Origin of the sequence: Hyphomicrobium sp., from assembly GCF_003987855.1 — a bacterium.
In the GTDB taxonomy this organism is placed as follows: domain Bacteria; phylum Pseudomonadota; class Alphaproteobacteria; order Rhizobiales; family Hyphomicrobiaceae; genus Hyphomicrobium_B.
In genome coordinates this window covers 1-19,966 of the sequence record NZ_RXIZ01000020.1, presented here as the reverse complement: position 1 = coordinate 19,966, position 19,966 = coordinate 1, and the positions used below count along the sequence as shown (strand labels likewise).

General features: G+C 60.5%; 17 protein-coding genes. 11 read left to right on the top strand and 6 right to left on the bottom strand.

What is annotated here, in order from left to right:
• The first annotated feature begins 41 nt into the window (after nucleotides 1-41).
• Nucleotides 42-722 (top strand): YggS family pyridoxal phosphate-dependent enzyme, encoded by a 681-nt coding sequence (locus EKK30_RS16855; RefSeq protein ID WP_290986751.1) that lies wholly within the window; start codon nucleotides 42-44, stop codon nucleotides 720-722.
• A 115-nt stretch (nucleotides 723-837) separates the two neighbouring features.
• Nucleotides 838-1,770 carry a hypothetical protein gene (locus EKK30_RS16850; protein WP_290986750.1) on the top strand — a complete coding sequence of 311 codons (933 nt, stop codon included), beginning with the start codon at nucleotides 838-840 and terminating at the stop codon, nucleotides 1,768-1,770.
• A gap of 7 nt (nucleotides 1,771-1,777) precedes the next feature.
• Here EKK30_RS16850 and EKK30_RS16845 read toward each other — a convergent pair whose 3' ends face one another.
• The 3 genes from EKK30_RS16845 to EKK30_RS16835 all read right to left on the bottom strand — a co-directional run bounded on the left by EKK30_RS16845 (nucleotide 1,778) and on the right by EKK30_RS16835 (nucleotide 5,275).
• Entirely contained in the window at nucleotides 1,778-3,124 is a 1,347-nt protein-coding gene (locus EKK30_RS16845) for a sorbosone dehydrogenase family protein (protein ID WP_290986749.1), read from the bottom strand.
• A gap of 76 nt (nucleotides 3,125-3,200) precedes the next feature.
• A complete protein-coding gene (gene ppk2, locus EKK30_RS16840; RefSeq protein WP_290986766.1) occupies nucleotides 3,201-4,127 on the bottom strand; it encodes a polyphosphate kinase 2 in 927 nt (308 codons plus the stop codon).
• A 122-nt stretch (nucleotides 4,128-4,249) separates the two neighbouring features.
• Complete coding sequence (locus tag EKK30_RS16835) at nucleotides 4,250-5,275, bottom strand: aldo/keto reductase (RefSeq protein WP_290986748.1); 1,026 nt, start codon at nucleotides 5,273-5,275, stop codon at nucleotides 4,250-4,252.
• 338 nt (nucleotides 5,276-5,613) lie between these two features.
• Between EKK30_RS16835 and EKK30_RS16830 the strand changes: the two genes are divergently transcribed.
• A complete protein-coding gene (locus EKK30_RS16830; RefSeq protein WP_290986747.1) occupies nucleotides 5,614-6,219 on the top strand; it encodes a hypothetical protein in 606 nt (201 codons plus the stop codon).
• 255 nt (nucleotides 6,220-6,474) lie between these two features.
• On the opposite strand, the gene EKK30_RS16825 is transcribed toward EKK30_RS16830, so the two are convergent.
• Together EKK30_RS16825 and EKK30_RS16820 are read right to left on the bottom strand one after the other, a co-directional pair.
• Entirely contained in the window at nucleotides 6,475-6,600 is a 126-nt protein-coding gene (locus tag EKK30_RS16825; protein ID WP_290986745.1) for a hypothetical protein, read from the bottom strand.
• A 264-nt stretch (nucleotides 6,601-6,864) separates the two neighbouring features.
• Nucleotides 6,865-7,461 carry a GNAT family N-acetyltransferase gene (locus tag EKK30_RS16820; RefSeq protein WP_290986744.1) on the bottom strand — a complete coding sequence of 199 codons (597 nt, stop codon included), beginning with the start codon at nucleotides 7,459-7,461 and terminating at the stop codon, nucleotides 6,865-6,867.
• 274 nt (nucleotides 7,462-7,735) lie between these two features.
• Here EKK30_RS16820 and zapE point away from each other — a divergent pair, with 274 nt between their 5' ends.
• Both zapE and mdh read left to right on the top strand, forming a co-directional pair.
• Complete coding sequence (zapE, locus tag EKK30_RS16815; protein ID WP_290986743.1) at nucleotides 7,736-8,836, top strand: cell division protein ZapE; 1,101 nt, start codon at nucleotides 7,736-7,738, stop codon at nucleotides 8,834-8,836.
• A gap of 177 nt (nucleotides 8,837-9,013) precedes the next feature.
• Entirely contained in the window at nucleotides 9,014-9,985 is a 972-nt protein-coding gene (mdh, locus tag EKK30_RS16810) for a malate dehydrogenase (protein WP_290986742.1), read from the top strand.
• A gap of 60 nt (nucleotides 9,986-10,045) precedes the next feature.
• Here mdh and EKK30_RS16805 read toward each other — a convergent pair whose 3' ends face one another.
• Complete coding sequence (locus EKK30_RS16805; RefSeq protein ID WP_290986741.1) at nucleotides 10,046-10,684, bottom strand: 2OG-Fe(II) oxygenase; 639 nt, start codon at nucleotides 10,682-10,684, stop codon at nucleotides 10,046-10,048.
• A gap of 197 nt (nucleotides 10,685-10,881) precedes the next feature.
• Between EKK30_RS16805 and sucC the strand changes: the two genes are divergently transcribed.
• The 6 genes from sucC (at nucleotide 10,882) to EKK30_RS16775 (ending at nucleotide 19,670) form a co-directional block, all read left to right on the top strand.
• Nucleotides 10,882-12,081 carry an ADP-forming succinate--CoA ligase subunit beta gene (sucC, locus tag EKK30_RS16800; protein ID WP_290986739.1) on the top strand — a complete coding sequence of 400 codons (1,200 nt, stop codon included), beginning with the start codon at nucleotides 10,882-10,884 and terminating at the stop codon, nucleotides 12,079-12,081.
• Nucleotides 12,082-12,177: 96 nt separating this feature from the next.
• On the top strand, nucleotides 12,178-13,077 hold the full coding sequence (gene sucD / locus EKK30_RS16795; RefSeq protein WP_290986738.1) for a succinate--CoA ligase subunit alpha: 900 nt from the start codon (nucleotides 12,178-12,180) through the stop codon (nucleotides 13,075-13,077).
• A gap of 116 nt (nucleotides 13,078-13,193) precedes the next feature.
• Nucleotides 13,194-16,157 (top strand): 2-oxoglutarate dehydrogenase E1 component, encoded by a 2,964-nt coding sequence (locus tag EKK30_RS16790; protein WP_290986737.1) that lies wholly within the window; start codon nucleotides 13,194-13,196, stop codon nucleotides 16,155-16,157.
• Between the two features lie 186 nt (nucleotides 16,158-16,343).
• The gene (gene odhB / locus EKK30_RS16785) at nucleotides 16,344-17,651 is read left to right on the top strand and encodes a 2-oxoglutarate dehydrogenase complex dihydrolipoyllysine-residue succinyltransferase (RefSeq protein ID WP_290986736.1); all 1,308 of its coding nucleotides are present in this window, start codon (nucleotides 16,344-16,346) and stop codon (nucleotides 17,649-17,651) included.
• A 3-nt stretch (nucleotides 17,652-17,654) separates the two neighbouring features.
• Nucleotides 17,655-19,058, top strand: a complete 1,404-nt coding sequence (lpdA, locus tag EKK30_RS16780; RefSeq protein ID WP_290986735.1) for a dihydrolipoyl dehydrogenase — start codon at nucleotides 17,655-17,657, stop codon at nucleotides 19,056-19,058.
• 159 nt (nucleotides 19,059-19,217) lie between these two features.
• Nucleotides 19,218-19,670, top strand: coding sequence for a YaiI/YqxD family protein (locus EKK30_RS16775; protein ID WP_290986734.1), 453 nt, complete (start codon nucleotides 19,218-19,220; stop codon nucleotides 19,668-19,670).
• Nucleotides 19,671-19,966: the final 296 nt, after the last annotated feature.

Below are 19,966 nucleotides of genomic sequence, written 5' to 3'. Positions count from 1 at the left end.
CCGGAATGATTATGAAGGCCAACAGCCGATTGAGGGAAAAAGTGACGAGCGACGGTTACCACGAAAGCGCGGTCGACAGGTTAAAGCGCGTAAAGGACGAAATTATTGCAGCGGCTAGGGAAGCCAACCGCGAAGCTCACAGCGTTGAACTGATCGCCGTTTCGAAAACGTTCGAAGCCGATGCCATCCGGCCCGTCATTGCGGCCGGGCAGCGTATCTTCGGTGAGAACCGGGTCCAGGAAGCGGAGCGGAAGTGGCCGCCGCTGAAATCGGAATTTCCTGATCTGAAGCTGCATCTGATCGGCCCGCTTCAATCGAACAAGGCGAAGGAGGCCGTTGCCTTCTTCGATGCCATTCACACAATCGACCGCGAAAAGATCGCGCGCGCCATCGCCGCTGAAATGACGAAGCAGGGTCGAGTGCTCGAACTCTTCGTGCAGGTCAACACGGGTGAAGAACAGCAGAAGGCGGGCGTCATGCCGCGAGAGGCGGCAGCCTTCGTGGCGCTGTGCCGCGATGAGCTGAAGCTTCCGATCGCCGGCCTGATGTGCATCCCGCCCGTCGATGAAGAACCAGCCGTGCACTTCGCGTTTCTCGCCAAGCTTGCGCGCGAGCTTAGGCTGACTGGCCTAAGCATGGGCATGAGCAGCGACTTCGAAACGGCCGTTGCGTTCGGCGCGACGTATGTGCGTGTCGGATCGGCGATTTTCGGCACGCGCTAGGCCGATTTTCCCACCGCAAATTTCTGCCCCACCACAGCCATCGCCGATGCAGATGCTAGGGTCTTGCAAGTGATTCGCTTGGGTAGAGTGCGCCGACGCGCGGGGACCATCCGACATGACCGCAAATGCCTGGAAGAAAGACAGTGTTGAAGCCGAAGCGAAGGCTGCAGCCGCCGAGGCCGCAACCGTAGCGCGCTCCGAAGTGCTAGAGGACGCGAAAAAAGAGGATGGCGCGAAAGCCTCCGTCACCAAGCTCGAGAAGGCAAGCAACACCGCGGCGAAGGATGCCAAGAAGACGTGGCACGACTTCACCGTCGAGGTTTGGCTGACGCCTTTCAATTCGATCGAATTCGGACCCTGGAAACGTGAGCGCAATCGCGGCAAGTCGCGCCAGTTCACGAGCGATATGGATATCTTCGCTGAGATTTTGGAGAACGGCGAGCGCACCGGCGTGCTGGGCTACCGCAAAGAGCTTTGGAAAGACGCGACCGGCATGGACAAGCGCCTGGTCATGAAGCTCTTCTCCGAGACGCTGAACTGGAAAGCCAGCATGGACATGATGCTCGGCCGCTCGATCCAGCAGACGCTTGCTGCCCACGGTCTCCCCGTCATGACCTATACGGTCAACACCAGCGAAGACGATTATCTCGTCAATCTTGAGCGCTCAGCGCACAAATGGCCGCTCATGCCGGAGAACTTCTCGTTTTTCCTGATGGATGAGGGCACACCGAAATTTTATCGCTTCCGTCGCGACTTCATCAATCTTGGCGGCGACTACACGCTCATCGACCAACATGGCGATCATGTCGGTCACATCGATGGCGCGATCCTGACGATCGGGGGGCGGTGGCGTTGCAAGGTGCGCGGCGATCACGCTGAGCCGCGCTTGCTGCAGGTCATGAAGCTCTTCACCGGGATGATTTCCTTCAACAGCCAAGCGCGACGCCACGTAAAGAACGTCGCCCGTGACATCCACGATGGCCGCTTGAAACCCGACATCCAGAGGCAGGAAGCCGATCTCTACATGAACCCGCGCCGGGTTCGCTGATCAGCTTTTATCGCGCCGTATTCTCTGCCGTGCGTCCGGATGCGGTGACCCGCCAGATGGCGTTGCCGACGTCATCAGCGACGATCAGCGCTCCGTCTTGGGCGATCGTGACGCCCACCGGACGGCCGCGCGCGTTGCCGTCAGCATCAAGGAAGCCTGTCAGCACGTCTTGCGTATCGCCGGAAGGTTTTCCGTTGGCGAACGGAACGAAGATCACTTTGTAGCCGCTGGGCTGGCTGCGGTTCCATGAGCCATGCTGGCCGATGAATGCGCCGTGCGCAAAGCGCGCCGGCAGCGACTTATCAGATGAGAATGTGAGCCCGAGCGAAGCCGTATGGGCGCCGATCGCATAATCCGGAGCAATCGCCTTCGCGACGAGATCGGGCCGTTCCTCCTTGGTAAGGCGCGGGTCGAGGTGTTGGCCGTAGTAGCTGAAAGGCCAGCCGTAGAAAGCTCCGTCCTTAACCGAGGTCAGATAATCGGGCACAAGATCATCGCCCAGTTCATCGCGCTCGTTGACGACCGTCCAAAGGTCTTTCGTCTCGGGCTCGAAAGCCATGCCATTGGGATTGCGCAGGCCAGTGGCGAACGGCCGGGTAGTGCCGGTCTTGGGATCGATCTCGATAATCCGCGCGCGATCCGTCTCCTTTTCGAGACCATTTTCGCCCGCATTGCTGTTCGAGCCGACTGTCACATACAGTTTTGATCCATCGGCGCTGGCGATGACGTTTTTCGTCCAGTGATGATTGAGCGGACCGCCCGGCAGATCGGCGACTTTCACCGGCTGCGCGGTGATCTTCGTATCACCGGCATGATAATCGAACTTCAGCAGCGCGTCGGTGTCGGCGACGTAAAGCGCATTGCCCACGAGTGCCATTCCGAATGGCGAATTGAGACCGTCGATGAAGACGGAGCGCGTCTCGGCCGTTCCGTCAGGCTTTATCCCGCGCAACAGCGTGATGCGGTTCGGACTCGGAACGCGAGCTCCGGCATATTTCTGAAACAGCGCCTGGAACCAGCCTTTGATGCCCTTGCCGTCTTCCGGCCGCGTCGGGCCGTTCGTCTCCGCGACCAGGATGTCGCCGTTGGGGAGCACGTAAAGCCAACGCGGATGATCGAGGCCCGTCGCGTACGCCGCCACGTTGAGGTCGCCCGGCGTCGACGGCTTTGCGTTGTCCTTCCATCCGACGACAGGCGCGACTTTGATCGTCGGCACGATATTGGATTGCGGTGCCGGCAGTTCTGGATTGGGCCCGAAATCTCCTCGCTTCGCGTCGTCGGCAGAAACGGCAATTGCCCAGACCGTGAAAACAGCGGTGATGCCGGTGAAGGCGGCGACGGAACGTAAGAGCATGAGGCCTCCTGGTCCGGTTTCCCCTAACGGAACCGGACCAGCAGGCTACGCTCGAATCGAAAGAAAAGTTCCCCGCTCAATAGACCGCGGGAACGTACATATCGTCCGGCACCGGCACGCGGTGGTAATCGGGATTATGTACGCGTGCGGGCAGAACGACCGGGGCCCGCGGAATTTCAGCGTAGGGTATCTGACTCAACAGATGATGGATGCAGTTGAGCCGCGCGCGCTTCTTGTCGTCTGCGTGGACGACCCACCACGGCGCCTCGGGAATATGCGTCCGCTCCAGCATCGCTTCCTTGGCCTTCGTATAAGCCTCCCAGCGGCGGCGGGATTCCAGATCCATGGGCGATAGCTTCCACTGCTTGATGGGATCATGGATGCGCATCTGGAAGCGAAGGTGCTGCTCGTCGTCGGAAATCGAGAACCAGTACTTGATGAGCGTGATGCCCGAGCGCACGAGCATCTTCTCGAATTCCGGCACCGTGCGGAAGAACTCTTCCACGTCATCGTCCGTGCAGAATCCCATTACCCGTTCGACGCCGGCGCGGTTGTACCAGGAGCGATCGAAAAGCACGACCTCGCCACCGCCCGGCAGATGCGGAACATAGCGCTGGAAATACCACTGCGAACGCTCGCGCTCGGTCGGCGCCGATAGCGCGACGACCCGCACGACGCGAGGATTGAGCCGCTGCGTGATCCGTTTGATGACGCCGCCTTTGCCTGCCGCGTCGCGGCCTTCAAAGAGGACGACGACCTTCGCCTTCGAATTCACGACCCAATCCTGCAGCTTGATCAATTCGTGCTGCAGCCGGAAGAGTTCTTTGAAATACACTTGCCGGTCGAGCAGGCCCGCTTCCCGATCATGGTCCTGGCCGTCGAGGAGCCGTTCGAGCCGATTGTCGTCCAGCTCCATCTCGAGTTCTTCATCGAAGCTGTCGGCGATCTCAGCTTCAACGCGTGCTGCCATGGCGCGGTCGTTTTTGTCCTGCTCGTCCGTCATCGCGCGAACCCTCTTGATCGTGGTCATTGCAAGCTGTTCGGCCGATACACACGCGAGCGATGTGACATCGCTGTGACAAGCTTGCTTGTTGGTCGCGCTTGGAAAGAGCCGGCGGTTGTTGGCTAGACCGGGGGCGGATTGCGCTCGGCGAAACCGCCTTGATGCCAGTAAGGGTATGCCTTCGGTTTTTCGCTTGCGGCATCGAGCTTTGCGATCTGCTCGGCCGTCAAGTTCCAGCCCACCGCCCCGAGATTGTCTTTCAATTGCTGCTCGGTTCGCGCGCCGATGATGACGCTCGAAACCGTCGGCCGATGAAAGAGCCAGTTGAGAGCGATCTGCGGGATCGTCTTGCCCGTCTCCTTCGCGACGTCATCGAGCGCATCGACGACGCGGTAAACATACTCGTCCGATACGGGCGGACCGCTTTCGGCGGTTTTGTGCAGCCGGCTCACTTCTGGCAAGGCTTGGCCGCGCCGGATCTTACCGGTGAGACGGCCCCAGCCCAGCGGGCTCCAGACGAGTGCACCAAGCCCCTGATCGATGCCGAGAGGCATAAGCTCCCATTCGTAGTCGCGCCCGATCAGCGAGTAGTAGGTTTGGTTGGCGACGTAGCGCGGATAGCCGTAGCGATCGGCGACCGCCAGCGATTTCATCAAATGCCAACCCGAGAAATTCGACACGCCGACATAGCGGATCTTTCCGGCGCGAACGAGATGATCGAGCGTCGACAGAACTTCTTCCGGCGGCGTCATGGCGTCGAAACCGTGCAGCTGAAAGATATCGATGTGATCGGTCTGCAGACGCTTCAGCTGATCTTCGCAGGTCTTTAGCAGATGGAAACGTGACGAGCCGACATCATTGGGATCGTCGCCGAAACGAAACGTCGCCTTCGTTGAAATGAGAACCTTGTCGCGGCGGCCTTTGAGGGCCTCGCCCAGAACTGTCTCGGAATTGCCCTTCGAATAAATGTCGGCGGTATCGAACAGCGTCACGCCGGCATCGAGACATAGATCGATCATTCGGCGCGCTTCCACGACGTCGCTTGATCCCCATGCGCTGAAAAATTCGCCGGATCCTCCGAACGTAGCGGCGCCAAAGCTGAGAAGCGGCACCCTCAAGCCGGATGCGCCGAGTCGTCGGTATTCCATGAAGCCCCCTGTGCGGATCATGAAGAAATACGTCAGCGAAATGCGGAGCTTCGCCGCACCTCATCGCTCAAATAAGAGCCAGTGCGTGCAATAAAAGCGTTCACATCTGGCGGCGTTCCGTACGCAAACTTCACAATTTTTTCGACTCTAAGTTGAGTTTCAAAGTCTCCGCGCACTGAGAATTCCGCATAACTTTCTAAAAAATCGAAATAAATTTCCGTATGCGTTTTGGTTAACTCGCGCCCTGACGATATGCCGCGCGTCGAATCCTCTCTTGTTTTCGCCCCATTGAACCGCTGGATGCGCCCCGTTTGTGAAGACAAGTGAAGGAGTAAAAAATGCGATTGGTTTTGATCGCAGTGGCGATGGCTCTGGCCTGGGCGGCTGGGATGTCGTCGGCAGAGGCGCGTCCGTACAAGGGCCATGGGGACCGTTACGAGCGCTCTGCGCATTGGGCCGGCAAGCGGTCCTACTCGCGGCACTACGCACAGCGTGTCGACCGCCAGGATGCCCGGCGTCAGTACTCATACCGCAGATCCGGATACCGCTACGCCTATCGTTCGGGCGAGCGTCGCAGCTATGCCTATAGCGGTCGCGTTCAGCGCCAATACGGCCAGCGTCGCTACGCACAGCGTCACTACTACTCGAGCGGTCGTCGTTATGCCTCGTCGGGCAGCGTCGGTGGCCGTCCGCGCGCGTGGTGCGGCTGGTGGATGCGCACGCAGCTTGGCGGCGGTCCAGAGTACAATCTTGCTGCGAACTGGCGGCACTATGGACGTCCGAGCGGCCCGCGTGTCGGCGCCGTGGTGGTCTGGCCGCATCATGTCGGCATGATCACGGGGCGCTCTGCCAACGGTCAGTGGATCGTGAAGTCCGGCAACGACGGCAACGCCGTGCGTGAGCGGCCGATGTCGGTAGCCGGTGCGGTTTTCCGTTCCAGCTGATCAGGCGATCTGATCTGAAATGTCGGGCGGGCCGTGATTCGGCCTGCCCGCATCACATCAATTTGGAAAGGTCCCTACAACCGGGACCGGGGCGCAGCTTTGTTTAGCTGGGCAAAAAAATATGGCCGGTGACGCTTATCGCTGTCGCCCGGCCATGTTCGGAAATGAAGGGGCGAAATAAGACGCCCGTTCGCCATCTGCATGCGCGTGTCGAAGCCCGAATGCCCAGTCCGAGGCTCCGAAACGCGAATGAAATTAGGCGGCCTTCTTCTTCGCCGCTTTCTTGACGACCTTCTTGACGGTCTTCTTAGCGGCCTTCTTAGCGACGGGCTTCTTGCGAGCTGCCGTCTTCTTCGCTGCCTTCTTTACTGCCTTAGCCATAGTTTTTATCTCCCTCTAGGAAGTTCGAATCAGCTCGAACTCTGCAAACATGAGCAAATTCCAGAAGTTTGTAGACGAAGAAGTTTGAAATCGCGGGCAAAAACCCGTTTATTAACGGCTTCCTGTGACTTTAAAGTCGCAATTTTTCTTATTTTTCCGACTTTCGCCCTCGTGGGCTGGACTCTCAAGCGGGATTTATCGCAGCGCGCCGGTCGTCTCGAACCCGTTTTTGCCCGTGTGAGAATCACACTTTCGAGCTCGCGATCAAATTTCAGCGGCTCTGCGCACGCGCGTTTGCAGATCGAACGCGGACTGAAGATACGTCATCCGCTCATCGAGAATTTCTGAAAACCAAGAATGGTAGTCCGGCTCCTGAGGCACGATGTCGGCGATCACGGATCCGTCTTCGACGCTGAGGTCTGCTCCGTAGTGCCGAGCGATTGCCTGCATCTTTGCGTTATCAGGCAAGCACACGAGCATCAGATGGCGCAGGCCGCGATTGCGCGCCGTACGAATGACGCGACCCATCAGTTTCGTCGCAATTCCGCGATTGACGAAGGGTTTCTCGACCGAGAACGCAACCTCAGCGCCGTCCCTGTGCATCAGAATGTCGGGGCGCAATTCAGCGACGGCGCGTACTTCGCCGTCGACGAAATATCCGAACGTCACGTTGCCGAAGTCTCCGGCATGCGCCGCGTAACGGCTGATGAAGTCATCCGAGACATCATGCGCGAACCGCCGGTAGCGCGCCTCTCCATCGAGGCGCAGGAGGTGGTCGCGCAGCAGGTAGGCTTCGCTCGCGAGCAGACGGCGAATGAAGCCGAGGTGTTCCACCTCAGCCGCGTCAGCCTCTTTCAACATTTTAATTCTCCCCGGCCCCCGTTTATCCGCGGACCGCTAACCAATTGCATTCTCCGCTAAAATGGAGACGCTTCGGTGCAGCGCCACGGAAAATGCTGCAGAGCAGCAATGCGCATTTAAGCGACGGAAGATGAAGCGCATCTGAACATTGGGCCGATCGGTCCGCCCCTCAGCCGCATGGCTGGCATGCCGTATTCCAATTCGTCGCGGACTTTGCCAGTTGCGCCAGAAGTGGTCGGCCGACTACCGAAGGTGTCACGGGACCGAGGGCGTAATGGGCACAATCATCGAGGAATACCGCAAGCGGGTTGCCGACGACGAGCTTGAGGCCGATCCTGCGCAGGCTGAAGTGGCCGCCCGACTGGATGCGCTCGACGCGGACCTGACTGTATATCAACGCAAGAGCGGTCTCCTCACAAAGCTATTCAGCAAGCATGCTCCGCCGAAGGGTCTCTACATTTGGGGGGCCGTCGGCCGTGGCAAGACGATGCTGATGGATCTCTTCTTCGAGGAGACGTCCTTCGAGCCCAGGCGTCGCGCCCACTTCCACGAATTCATGGCCGACGTGCACGAGCGTATCGGCAAAGCCCGTGCTGAGGTCCCAGGCGATCCCATTCCCCATGTCGCCGAAGAGATCGCGAGATCCGCGCGCCTTCTTTGCTTTGATGAGATGCACGTCACCGACATCGCCGACGCGATGATCCTCGGCCGTTTGTTTGAAGCACTTTTTGCTGCCGGCACTGTCATTGTAACGACATCGAATGCCAAGCCGGGCGACCTTTATACGAACGGTCTCAACCGGCAGCTCTTCATTCCCTTCATCGCTCTCATCGAAAATAACGTCGATGTTGTCGAACTTGCTGCGATAAAGGATTTCCGCCTCGACAAGCTTTCCGGTCTACAACTCTACTTCCATCCTGCCGATGCAGCCGCGCGCGCCGCGCTCGATGATCACTGGTCACGCCTGACCGGCAATCATCCGGGAAAGCCGCAGACGATCGAGGTTCTCGGCCGCAAGGTTGCAATACCCCTCGCCTCGATGGGCGTCGCTCGCTTCGGCTTCAACGACCTTTGCGACGTCCCGCTCGCCGCCAATGATTATCTTCACATCGCGCACGCTTTTCACACGATCCTGATCGACGACATACCGATGTTGACGCCCGACCGGCGCGACGTTGCTCGCCGCTTCATCACGCTCGTCGACGCGCTCTATGACAACCGCATCTGTCTCATCGCCTCGGCGGCCGCGGAACCCTCGCATTTGTATCCCGCCGGAGATGGCGTCGAGCTTTTCGAGCGCACGGCCTCCCGTCTGACTGAAATGCGTTCGGAAGCCTATCTCACCGGACATTCGGGCGGCAGGAGCCGCCATTAACGATCGGTACAGATGTCGAATACTGAAGTGGCGCACGAATTGTTCGCATGCGATGGGACTTTGGGATGAAAGTTGCGGCTTGCGCTTGACGCCCTAAGGATTTTCATTAGGCAGCAACGCCGTGCCCCTCGGGCAGCGGCGTGGTCATAATCAATCAAATCCATTTGGGGGAGCAGCATGGCGCGTACGAAAATCGCACTGATCGGATCGGGACAGATCGGTGGCACGCTGGCGCTCCTCGCCGGGCTCAAGGAGCTTGGCGACATCGTCATGACCGACATCATGGAAGGCGTTGCCAAGGGCAAGGCGCTTGACCTGGCGCAGACCGCCGCCGTCGAAGGTTATAACGCGAAGCTCTCAGGCGCCGGCCCCGAAGGCTACGCTGCCATCGCCGGAGCTGACGTTTGCATCGTCACGGCCGGTGTGCCGCGTAAGCCCGGCATGAGCCGTGATGATCTTCTCGGCATCAACTTGAAGGTGATGGAGCAGGTCGGCGCAGCCATTAAAGCCCACGCGCCGAACGCGTTCGTCATCTGCATCACCAACCCGCTCGATGCGATGGTTTGGGCGCTTCAGAAGTTTTCAGGGCTTCCCGCCAACAAGGTCGTCGGCATGGCCGGCGTGCTCGACAGCGCCCGCTTCTCCTGTTTCCTCGCCGAAGCCGCTGGCGTCTCGATCGAAGACGTCCGCGCGATGACGCTTGGCGGTCATGGCGACGACATGGTGCCGATGGTCCGCTACTCCACGATCGGCGGCGTGCCGCTCCCCGATTGCGTCAAGCTCGGCATGTTCACGCAGGAAGCGCTCGACGCCATGATCAAGCGCACGCGCGGCGGCGGAGGTGAAATCGTCGCTCTGCTTGGCACCGGCTCGGCGTTCTACGCGCCGGCTGCATCCGCGATTGCGATGGCCGAAAGCTACCTGAAAGATAAGAAGCGCATGCTGCCCTGCGCCGCCAACTTGAAGGGCGAATACGGCCTCAAGGACACCTACGTCGGCGTGCCCGTCATCATCGGCGCGGACGGCGTTGAAAAAGTCATCGAACTCACGATGGACGAATCCGAAAAAGCGATGTTCGAGAAGTCGGTCGCTTCGGTGAAGGGCCTCATCGAGGCTTGCAAGACGATCAGCCCGGCGCTTGCGAAATAAAAAAGGAGCGGCGCAACCGTGCAGTCACGCCACTCCTCGATCGGGATGGAAAGCTCGGCCTCAGCCGAACTTGAACATCTTCTTGAGGCTGTGCGAGAGCGCGCCGCGCTTTTCCTTGCGGGCGACATCGGCTTCGCTGCGGAGCCACGTCATCTGCACGACACGACGCTCGCCCACGAATGGCGTATGGCCATGCCAAGACCAATCGGAACGGCGGAACGCGAACACGGTGCCGGTCAGCGGGCTCACCTGCTCGACATAGTCCTCGAAGTCGTGATCGTTTTTCAGGACGCGCAGGCATCCAGCGCCCGTGCCGTCCCACTTGTCGTTGAGATACGTGAGCATGGTCGCGATCTTCGCTTCGCCATCCGTGTGGATGCGGCCATCCTTCGCCGCCGACAGCTTGCGGATGGTGATCATCTTCGGCTTGCCGACGAGATCTATGTCGAGCTTCTCCGACACGATCTTGGAAACTTCCGGGCTCTTGAGATCCTGAAGCAGCTTCTCGAACGCGCCGTGGATGCCCGAGCCGATATCGCTTTCCGTCAGGAAGCCCGGCTCCTTGAGATCGGGAAAGTCTTTCTTCAGCGGCTCCACTGCGGGCGGCTGAATGAAATGGTCGCCGACGAGATAGTTGAAGGGTTCGCGGCCGGTGCGCGCGGCCTTCAGGCCGTCGATGTTGATGCAGGCAAAAGTCATGGACGTTCCCCGTTGTTGACTGAACCCCAGTCGAAATCCGATGTACGGCGGCGCCAGTATCGACTCAAGAGGCGGCATCACCGCGCGCCGACAAATGCTGGTGAGACCCAGCTTTACCGCCCCAAAATAGGGCATAAAAGCGGCGTGCCGTGTTCCAGTGCAGGCGATGATGATCTTTTGTTGAAGGGGGCGAGAGCATGAATATTCACGAGTATCAGGCGAAAGAGCTTTATCGTCAGTACGGCGTTCCCACGCCCAATGGTTTCCCCGCCTTCACGGTCGAGGAAGCCGTCGCGGCGGCGAAGAAACTTCCCGGCCCCGTTTGGGTGGTGAAAGCGCAGATCCACGCGGGCGGACGCGGCAAGGGCAAGTTTAAGGAGCCTTCCGCCGGCGAAAAAGGCGGTGTCCGCCTCGCCAAATCGCTCGAAGAAGTCGAAACCTTCGCGCGTGAGATGCTCGGCAAGACGCTCGTTACCGTGCAGACCGGTCCTGCAGGCCGCGTCGTCAACCGGCTTTATATCGAGGATGGCTCCGCCATTGAGCGCGAGCTTTATCTCTCCGCGCTCGTCGACCGCGCCACCTCTCGCGTCGCCTTCATCGTTAGCGAAGCCGGCGGCATGAACATCGAGGATGTCGCCCACGATACCCCGGAAAAGATCCACACGCTGACGATCGATCCGGCAACCGGCTACCAACCGTTCCACGGCCGCAAGGTTGCGTTCGCGCTGGGCCTCAAGGGCGACCAGGTGAAAGCCTGTGGAAATCTTGTTGAGAACCTGTTCAGGATGGTCGTCGAGAAGGACATGAGCCTCCTCGAGATCAACCCGCTTGTCGTGACCAAGGATGGCAAGCTCATCTGCCTCGACGGCAAGATGAATTTCGATTCCAACGCGCTCTATCGCCATCCCGAGATCGTCGCCATGCGCGACATCGGCGAAGAAGACCCGGCCGAAATTGAAGCTTCCAAGTACGATCTCGCCTTCGTCAAGCTCGACGGCAACATCGGCTGCCTCGTCAATGGCGCCGGTCTCGCCATGGCGACGATGGACATCATCAAGCTCTATGGCGCCGAGCCCGCGAACTTCCTGGACGTCGGCGGCGGCGCTTCGAAGGAAAAAGTCCAGTCCGCGTTCAAGCTCATCCTCGAGGATCCCGCGGTTAAGGGCATCCTGGTCAACATCTTCGGTGGCATCATGCGTTGCGATATCATCGCCGAAGGCGTGGTCGCTGCCGCCCGCGAGATGGCGATCAATGTCCCGCTCGTCGTCCGGCTCGAAGGCACGAACGTCGATCTCGGCAAGAAAATCCTCCAGGAGTCGGGCCTGAAGATCATCGCCGCCGACGATCTCGCCGACGCCGCCAGAAAAATCACGGATCAACTGAAGGCGGCAGCCTGACGGTCGGAATGTTGTCCTGATCGTCAGTACTGCTTGCTGCACCGCAAAAAATGCGCGACATGTAGCTTAAGAAGCCGAACAGAACGCGGGGATGGAATGTCTATTCTTGTCGACAAGAATACGAAGGTCATTTGCCAAGGCATTACCGGTAGCCAGGGGACATTCCACACAAAGCAAGCACGCGCTTACGGCACCAAGATCGTCGGCGGCGTTACGCCCGGAAAGGGCGGCTCGAAACATCCCGACGCCGAGCTTGCAGACGTTCCCCTCTTCGACAGCGTCGGCGAAGCCGTTGCCAAGACCGGAGCGACGGCAACCTCGATCTACGTTCCCCCGCCGTTTGCTGCCGATGCCATTCTCGAAGCCATCGACGCTCAGGTCCCTCTGATCGTCTGCATCACCGAAGGCATTCCGGTGATGGATATGGTCCGCGTCAAGCGCGCGCTCGACGGTTCGAAGTCGCGTTTGGTTGGTCCGAACTGTCCCGGCCTGCTCACTCCCGGCCAATGCAAGATCGGCATTATGCCCGGAAACATCTTCCAGAACGGCACGGTCGGCATTGTTTCCCGCTCCGGAACACTCACATATGAGGCTGTGAAGCAGACGACGGACGTCGGTCTCGGACAGACGACGGCCGTCGGCATTGGCGGCGACCCCGTCAAAGGCACGGAATTCATCGACGTCCTCGACATGTTCCTCTCCGACGACGAAACGCAGTCGATCATCATGATCGGCGAAATCGGCGGCTCCGCCGAAGAAGACGCGGCCGACTTCCTAATCGAGCAGGCAAAGAAAGGCCGCAAGAAGCCGATGGCAGGCTTCATCGCGGGCGTTACCGCGCCGCCGGGACGGAGAATGGGTCATGCCGGCGCGATCATCTCCGGCGGCAAAGGCAAAGCGGAAGACAAGCTCGCGGCGATGAAAGCCGCTGGCATTGCGATCTCGCCGAGCCCCGCCGAGCTGGGCCGTACTCTTGTCGAAGTCCTGAAAGCGTAAAAGAAATTGAAAATGAACGAAGCCGTAAGACCGGCGGCATAGATTGATCCGGTCACTGTCCGCGTCATCCAGAGCATCGAAGCAACGCTCGTGGAGCATGAATAAGGACGAACGTAATGGCACGAAACGGCCAGAATGAAGCGTTTCTGCGCACCTCTTTTTTAAGCGCCGCGAACGCCCCCTACATCGAAGACATGCAGGCTGAGTATGAGCGCAACCCTGGCGCCGTCAGCGACGAATGGCGACGATTCTTCGAGAGCATCAAAGAGTCTCCCTCATCGGCGAACGCCTATTCCGGCGGTCCGGCATGGGCGCCGCCGCTCTCCGCGCTCCTCAACGAAAACGGCACCGATCGTGATCTCGTTGGCGCGCTGACGGGCGACTACGGCGAAGCCGAACGCACGATCCGGGACAAGATAGAGCGCCGCGCCCAGGTTTCCGGTTTCGAGATGACACCGGCGGCCTCCCTGCGCGCCACCCAGGATTCGATCCGTGCGCTGATGTTGATCCGCGCCTATCGCGTCATTGGCCACCTCGCCGCCGACCTCGATCCGCTCGGTCTCGCCGACCGCCGCGTGCATCGCGAGTTATTGCCCGAAACCTACGGCTTCACCGAAGCCGATCTCGACCGGCCAATCTTCATCGATCGCGTCATGGGTCTGGAGACGGCGACGATGCGCCAGATCCTGGCCATCCTGCGCCGAACCTACTGCCGAAAGATCGGCGTGCAGTTCACGCACATCACCGACCCCACGCAAAAAGGCTGGATTCAGGAACGCATCGAGGGCGCGGAAAAGGATATCCGCTTCACGACCGAAGGCCAGAAGGCAATCCTCCGCAAACTGATCGAAACGGAAACGTTCGAGAAGTTCTGCGATCTCAAATATACCGGCACGAAACGCTTCGGCCTCGACGGCGCCGAGTCGATCATCCCGGCGCTCGAACAGATCATCAAGCGCGGCGGACACCTGGGCGTGCAGGAAATCGCCATGGGCATGGCGCACCGTGGCCGTCTCAACGTGCTCGCCAATGTCATGTCGAAGCCGCTTCGCGCCATCTTCAAGGAGTTCAAGGGCGGCTCGTTCAAGCCCGACGATGTCGAAGGTTCCGGCGACGTCAAATACCACCTTGGAGCCTCGTCGGATCGATCCTTCGACGGCAACAACGTTCACCTGTCGCTGACCGCCAATCCTTCGCATCTCGAAATCGTCGATCCGGTCGTGCTCGGCAAAGTGCGCGCCAAGCAGGATCAGCACAATTGCCCGAGCAACGACCGTACGGCGGTCATGCCGCTTCTGATCCACGGCGATGCGGCGTTCGCGGGCCAAGGCGTCGTCGCCGAGTGCTTCGGCCTTTCAGGACTGCGCGGCCATCGCACCGGCGGCTCGATCCACTTCATCATCAACAACCAGATCGGCTTCACCACGGCGCCGCATCACTCGCGCTCGTCGCCCTATTGCTCCGACGTCGCCCTGATGATCGAAGCGCCGATTTTCCACGTGAATGGCGACAGCCCGGAAGCCGTCGTCCACGTCGCCAAGATCGCGACCGAGTTCCGCCAGCGCTTCCAGAAGCCGGTCGTCATCGACATGTTCTGCTATCGCCGGTTCGGCCACAACGAGACCGACGAGCCGATGTTCACGCAGCCGGCGATGTACAAGCGGATCAAATCGCACCCGACCGTCGTCGACATCTACTCCAAGCAGCTGATCGAGGAAGGCGTCATCACCGCCGCCGAGTTCGGCGAGATGAAGGATACGGTCCGCGCCAACCTCGACAACGAGTTTTCATTCTCCGACGGCTACAAGCCGAATAAGGCCGACTGGCTCGATGGCCGCTGGTCGGGCATCACGCGTCCCGACAGCGACGACTGGCGCGGCAATACCGGCGTCGACATGGAGACGCTGAAGGACATCGGCCACCGCGTAACGACGATCCCGAACGACTTCCATATTCACAAGACGGTCGGCAAGCTGATCGAGCGTCGCCGCGAGATGATCGATACCGGTCAGGGCATCGACTGGGCGATGGGCGAGCACATGGCGTTCGCGTCGCTGTTGATGGAAGGTTTCCGCGTCCGCCTTTCCGGCCAGGACTGCGAACGTGGCACCTTCTCGCAGCGCCACGCCGTCTTCATCGATCAGGAAAACGAGCGCCGCTTTTCGCCGCTAAAGCACCTCTCGCCCAATCAGGCGCGCTTCGAGATCGTCAATTCGATGCTGTCGGAAGAAGCCGTCCTTGGCTTCGAATACGGCTACTCGCTTGCCGAACCCAATGCACTGACGCTCTGGGAAGCCCAGTTCGGCGACTTCGCCAACGGCGCTCAGGTCGTGTTCGACCAGTTCTTGTCATCGGGTGAACGCAAGTGGCTTCGCATGTCGGGCCTCGTTTGCCTGCTGCCGCACGGCTACGAGGGCCAGGGCCCAGAACACTCTTCCGCCCGCCTCGAACGCTATCTGCAGCTATCGGCGGAAGATAACTGGCAGGTCGCGAACTGCACCACTCCGGCGAACTACTTCCACATTCTGCGCCGTCAGCTGCATCGCAACTTCAGGAAGCCGTTGATCCTGATGACGCCGAAGTCGCTGTTGCGCCACAAGCGGGTCGTCTCCAAGCTCGATGATTTCGGTCCCAATACGAGTTTCCATCGTCTGCTGTGGGACGACGCCGAGCGCGGCTCCTCGACCATCACGCTGAAACCTGATTCCGAGATCAAGCGCGTCGTAATCTGCACCGGCAAGGTCTATTACGACCTGCTTGATGCGCGCGATTCCAAAGGCCTCGATGACGTCTACATCCTGCGCGTCGAGCAGCTTTATCCGTTCCCGGCCCGCGCGCTGATCAACGAGCTTGGCCGCTTCAAGTTTGCTGAGATCGTCTGGTGCCAGGAAGAGCCAAAGAACATGGGCGCTTGGTACTTCATGGACGCGAATATCGAGTGGGTTTTGAACCACCTCGGCTATATTCACCGCCGTCCGCGCTACGCTGGCCGCGCGGCATCTGCGGCGACCGCGACCGGTTTGCTGTCGCAGCACATCAAGGAACAGACCGCGCTCGTCGCCGACGCGCTCGGAATTTGACGGACATTCGCGATCGGCGGCCGGCTCCGCGCAGCGGAGTCGCCGATCGCAGCGAAAAAAGTACACCGCGTCCGGCGGCCGGCTCGATGAGCGAGCATCGCCAGACGCAAACAAAGTACACCGCGTCTGGCGGCCGGCTCGACGAAGGAGAGTCGCCAGACGCAAACAAAGAAGTGAGGGCTGAGAATGGCGATCGAGATCCGCGTTCCCGCGCTTGGAGAGAGCGTAACGGAAGCGACGGTGGGCAAATGGTTCAAGAAAGCCGGCGAGGCGGTGACCGCCGACGAGCCGCTTGTCGAACTTGAGACCGACAAAGTGACGGTCGAGGTGCCCGCTCCGTCCTCGGGCGTCTTGGGCGAAATTCTCGTTCAATCGGGTTCGACGGTCGAAGTGGGAGCGCTCCTCGCGGCTCTGAACGATGGCGCCGCGAAATCGGAAGCGCCCAAGAGCGCTGCGAAGGCGACCGCCGCGCCGGCCCCGCAGTCTCCGCCACCCGCACCGGCTCAACCTCCCGCCGCCGCCTCCGCGCCGCCGCCCCCTCCGCCTCCAGCCGCTCAGAAAGCGCTCACCGAAGCCGGGCTCGAAGCATCCGACATTCACGGCTCCGGACGCCGCGGCCAGGTCTTGAAAGAGGACGTAATAGCCGCCGCCTCAGCTCCCCGCCCGCCGTCCGCCCCGCCGGTGCATGAGGCGGCCGCCTCGCAACAGGCGACGAACGTGGTGGCCATTCAAACCGCCCCGACCCTGAAAGCCGTCCCGCAGGAGGCACGCCTTCCCTCGGCCGGCCATGACGCCGCCCGCGAGGAGCGCGTGAAGATGACGAGGCTGCGCCAGACGATCGCCCGCCGCCTCAAGGACGCCCAGAACACCGCCGCGATGCTCACGACGTTCAACGACGTCGATATGAGTGCGGTGATGGCGCTTCGCGCGCAGTACAAGGACATCTTCGAGAAGCGTCACGGCGTGAAGCTCGGCTTCATGGGTCTCTTCGTAAAGGCCTGCATCCAGGCGCTTCGCGATGTGCCGGCCGTCAACGCCGAGATCGACGGCGACGATCTGATCTACAAAAATTACTATCACATCGGCGTCGCCGTCGGCACAGAGAAGGGCCTCGTCGTTCCGGTCGTTCGCGACGCCGATCGCCTGAGCCTCGCCCAGATCGAGCAGCAGATCAACGAATACGGCAAGCGCGCGCGAGATGGCCGCCTGTCGATCGAAGACATGCAGGGCGGTACCTTCACCATCTCCAATGGCGGCGTCTACGGTTCGCTGATGTCGACGCCGATCCTGAATGCGCCGCAGTCTGGCATCCTCGGCATGCACCGCATCGAGGAACGGCCCATCGTCAAAAACGGCCAGATCGTCGCTCGCCCAATGATGTACCTCGCGCTCTCCTACGACCATCGCATCGTCGACGGCAAGGAAGCCGTCACCTTCCTCGTCCGCGTCAAGGAATGTCTGGAAGATCCGCAGCGCTTCATCCTGGAGCTTTAAGGGATGGCCGCGCAGTACGATCTCATCGTCATCGGCACCGGCCCTGGCGGATATGTGTGCGCGATCCGCGCCGCACAGCTTGGCCTGAAAGTCGCCGTCGTCGAAAAGCGTGCCACCTTCGGCGGCACCTGCCTCAATGTCGGCTGCATCCCATCGAAGGCGCTTCTCCATGCGTCGCACTGCTTCGATGAAGCCAAAAACGAATTCGCGAGAATGGGCATCGGCACCGACCCGACGCTCGACCTCGACAAGATGCAGGCGTTCAAGCGCGAAGGCGTGAAAGGCAACGTCGACGGCGTCGCCTATCTCCTGAAGAAGAACAAGATCGACAGCTTTTTCGGCGCTGGGCGCATCGTCAAATCCGGTCAGGTCGCGGTCACGTCGGCAAGCGGCGAGACGCAGACGCTCGATAGCAAGTCCATCGTCATTGCCACCGGCTCCGACGTCACCCGCCTCCCCGGCATCGAGATCGACGAAAAGCGTGTCGTCTCCTCGACCGGCGCGCTCGACTTTACCGAAGTCCCGAAAAAACTGCTCGTTGTCGGCGCCGGTGTCATCGGCCTCGAGCTCGGCTCGGTCTGGCGTCGCCTTGGCTCGGAAGTCCACGTTATCGAATTCCTGCCGCGCATCCTGCCGGGCATGGATGCCGAAATTGCGCGTTCCTTCCAGCGCATCCTCGAAAAGCAGGGCATCGCTTTCCGGCTGTCGAGCAAGGTCGCAAGCGTCGAAACCTCAGACGCGGGCATCACAGCGAAAGTCGAACCAGCCGCTGGCGGCGAGGCCGAGACGGTCGAAGCCGATGCCGTGCTCGTCGCGGTCGGCCGCGTTCCCTACACGGAGGGCCTCGGGCTCGCCGAAGCCGGCATCGCGCTTGACGCAAAAAAGCGCGTGCTTGTCGATGGCTACTACCAGACGAACCTCACCGGCGTTTTCGCCATCGGCGATGTCATCGCCGGTCCGATGCTCGCGCACAAGGCGGAGGACGAAGGCGTCGCCGTCGCCGAGATCATCGCCGGCCAGGCAGGTCACGTGAATTACGACGTCATCCCGAACGTCATCTATACAAGTCCGGAAGTCGCCAGCGTCGGTAAGACGGAAGAGGAATTGAAGGCCGCAGGCATCGCCTACAACGTCGGCAGGTTCCCCTTCACCGCCAACGGCCGCGCCAAGGCGATCCACATGACCGACGGCTTCGTGAAGATCCTCGCCGATGCCACGACCGATCGCGTGCTCGGCGTTCACATCATCGGTGCGGTCGCGGGCGAGTTGATCGCCGAAGCCGCGGTGCTGATGGAATTCTCAGGCTCGGCCGAGGATCTGGCGCGCACCTGTCACGCGCACCCAACCTTCTCCGAAGCCATGAAGGAAGCAGCCCTCGCCGTCGCCAAACGCGCGATCCATTTTTAAGTCCTGGTTTCGCGCACCCATTTGGAAAATGACGAGATACGACCTCGTTCCTCCCCACGTCATGGCCGCCCTTGAGGCGGCCATCGAGCGCCACGACTGATATCCTGGATGCCGGGTCATGCCCGGCCATGGAGTATTTGCCTAAAGGGCCTGCCTTCCATGGAAATCTACGTCGATGCGGACGCCTGTCCGGTGAAGCCGGAAGTTCTCCGCGTCGCCACCCGCCACGATCTCATCGTGCACATGGTGTCGAACAGCTGGATGCGCCTCGATGATAGCCCGCTCATCAAGCGCGTCATCGTCGGCGACGGTGCGGATGCCGCGGACGACTGGATCGCCGAGCACGCGACGCCTGCCGACATCGTCGTGACGGCGGACATCTTGCTGGCGGCCCGCGTGTTGAAGGCGGGCGCGCAATGCATCGGCCCGACCGGCAAGTCCTTCAGCGACGCCAACATCGGCATGGCCGTCGCAATGCGCGACATGCAGCGCCACCTGCGCGAAACCGGCGAGAGCCGCGGCTATAACGCGTCATTCACGCCCCGCGACCGCTCGCAATTCCTCCAAGCCCTCGAAAACGCAGTCCAGGCGGGTTTGCGAAGACCGACGTGAACATTCTCATTATCCCGGCGCACATGTCTCGTGCAGCAGAAATAGCATGAACTGTCATCCTCGGGCTTGTCCCGAGGATCCATTGAACGAAACGCGCGCTTGCCAATGGATCCTCGGCCTGAAGCCGAGGATGACAGAGCTTCCGCGCCGGCAGTCACCGGGACAAACAAAAAAAATCAAAAAACTTATCCCCGCTCTCATGGGCTCCCGCATACTCCGCTCATCTTGCCGCGTGCGAAGGGCTCTAGGCTCGAGCTGGGATCCTGAGGGCGGCAGGAGCGTGCCGGACTGCCGGG

Coding starts and splice junctions, on each gene's coding strand:
- EKK30_RS16850 (WP_290986750.1), top strand. CDS start 838: ATGACCGCAAATGCCTGGAAGAAAGACAGTGTTGAAGCCGAAGCGAAG.
- EKK30_RS16845 (WP_290986749.1), bottom strand. CDS start 3,124: ATGCTCTTACGTTCCGTCGCCGCCTTCACCGGCATCACCGCTGTTTTC.
- ppk2 (WP_290986766.1), bottom strand. CDS start 4,127: ATGACGGACGAGCAGGACAAAAACGACCGCGCCATGGCAGCACGCGTT.
- EKK30_RS16835 (WP_290986748.1), bottom strand. CDS start 5,275: ATGGAATACCGACGACTCGGCGCATCCGGCTTGAGGGTGCCGCTTCTC.
- EKK30_RS16830 (WP_290986747.1), top strand. CDS start 5,614: ATGCGATTGGTTTTGATCGCAGTGGCGATGGCTCTGGCCTGGGCGGCT.
- EKK30_RS16825 (WP_290986745.1), bottom strand. CDS start 6,600: ATGGCTAAGGCAGTAAAGAAGGCAGCGAAGAAGACGGCAGCTCGCAAG.
- EKK30_RS16820 (WP_290986744.1), bottom strand. CDS start 7,461: ATGTTGAAAGAGGCTGACGCGGCTGAGGTGGAACACCTCGGCTTCATT.
- zapE (WP_290986743.1), top strand. CDS start 7,736: ATGGGCACAATCATCGAGGAATACCGCAAGCGGGTTGCCGACGACGAG.
- mdh (WP_290986742.1), top strand. CDS start 9,014: ATGGCGCGTACGAAAATCGCACTGATCGGATCGGGACAGATCGGTGGC.
- EKK30_RS16805 (WP_290986741.1), bottom strand. CDS start 10,684: ATGACTTTTGCCTGCATCAACATCGACGGCCTGAAGGCCGCGCGCACC.
- sucC (WP_290986739.1), top strand. CDS start 10,882: ATGAATATTCACGAGTATCAGGCGAAAGAGCTTTATCGTCAGTACGGC.
- sucD (WP_290986738.1), top strand. CDS start 12,178: ATGTCTATTCTTGTCGACAAGAATACGAAGGTCATTTGCCAAGGCATT.
- EKK30_RS16790 (WP_290986737.1), top strand. CDS start 13,194: ATGGCACGAAACGGCCAGAATGAAGCGTTTCTGCGCACCTCTTTTTTA.
- odhB (WP_290986736.1), top strand. CDS start 16,344: ATGGCGATCGAGATCCGCGTTCCCGCGCTTGGAGAGAGCGTAACGGAA.
- lpdA (WP_290986735.1), top strand. CDS start 17,655: ATGGCCGCGCAGTACGATCTCATCGTCATCGGCACCGGCCCTGGCGGA.
- EKK30_RS16775 (WP_290986734.1), top strand. CDS start 19,218: ATGGAAATCTACGTCGATGCGGACGCCTGTCCGGTGAAGCCGGAAGTT.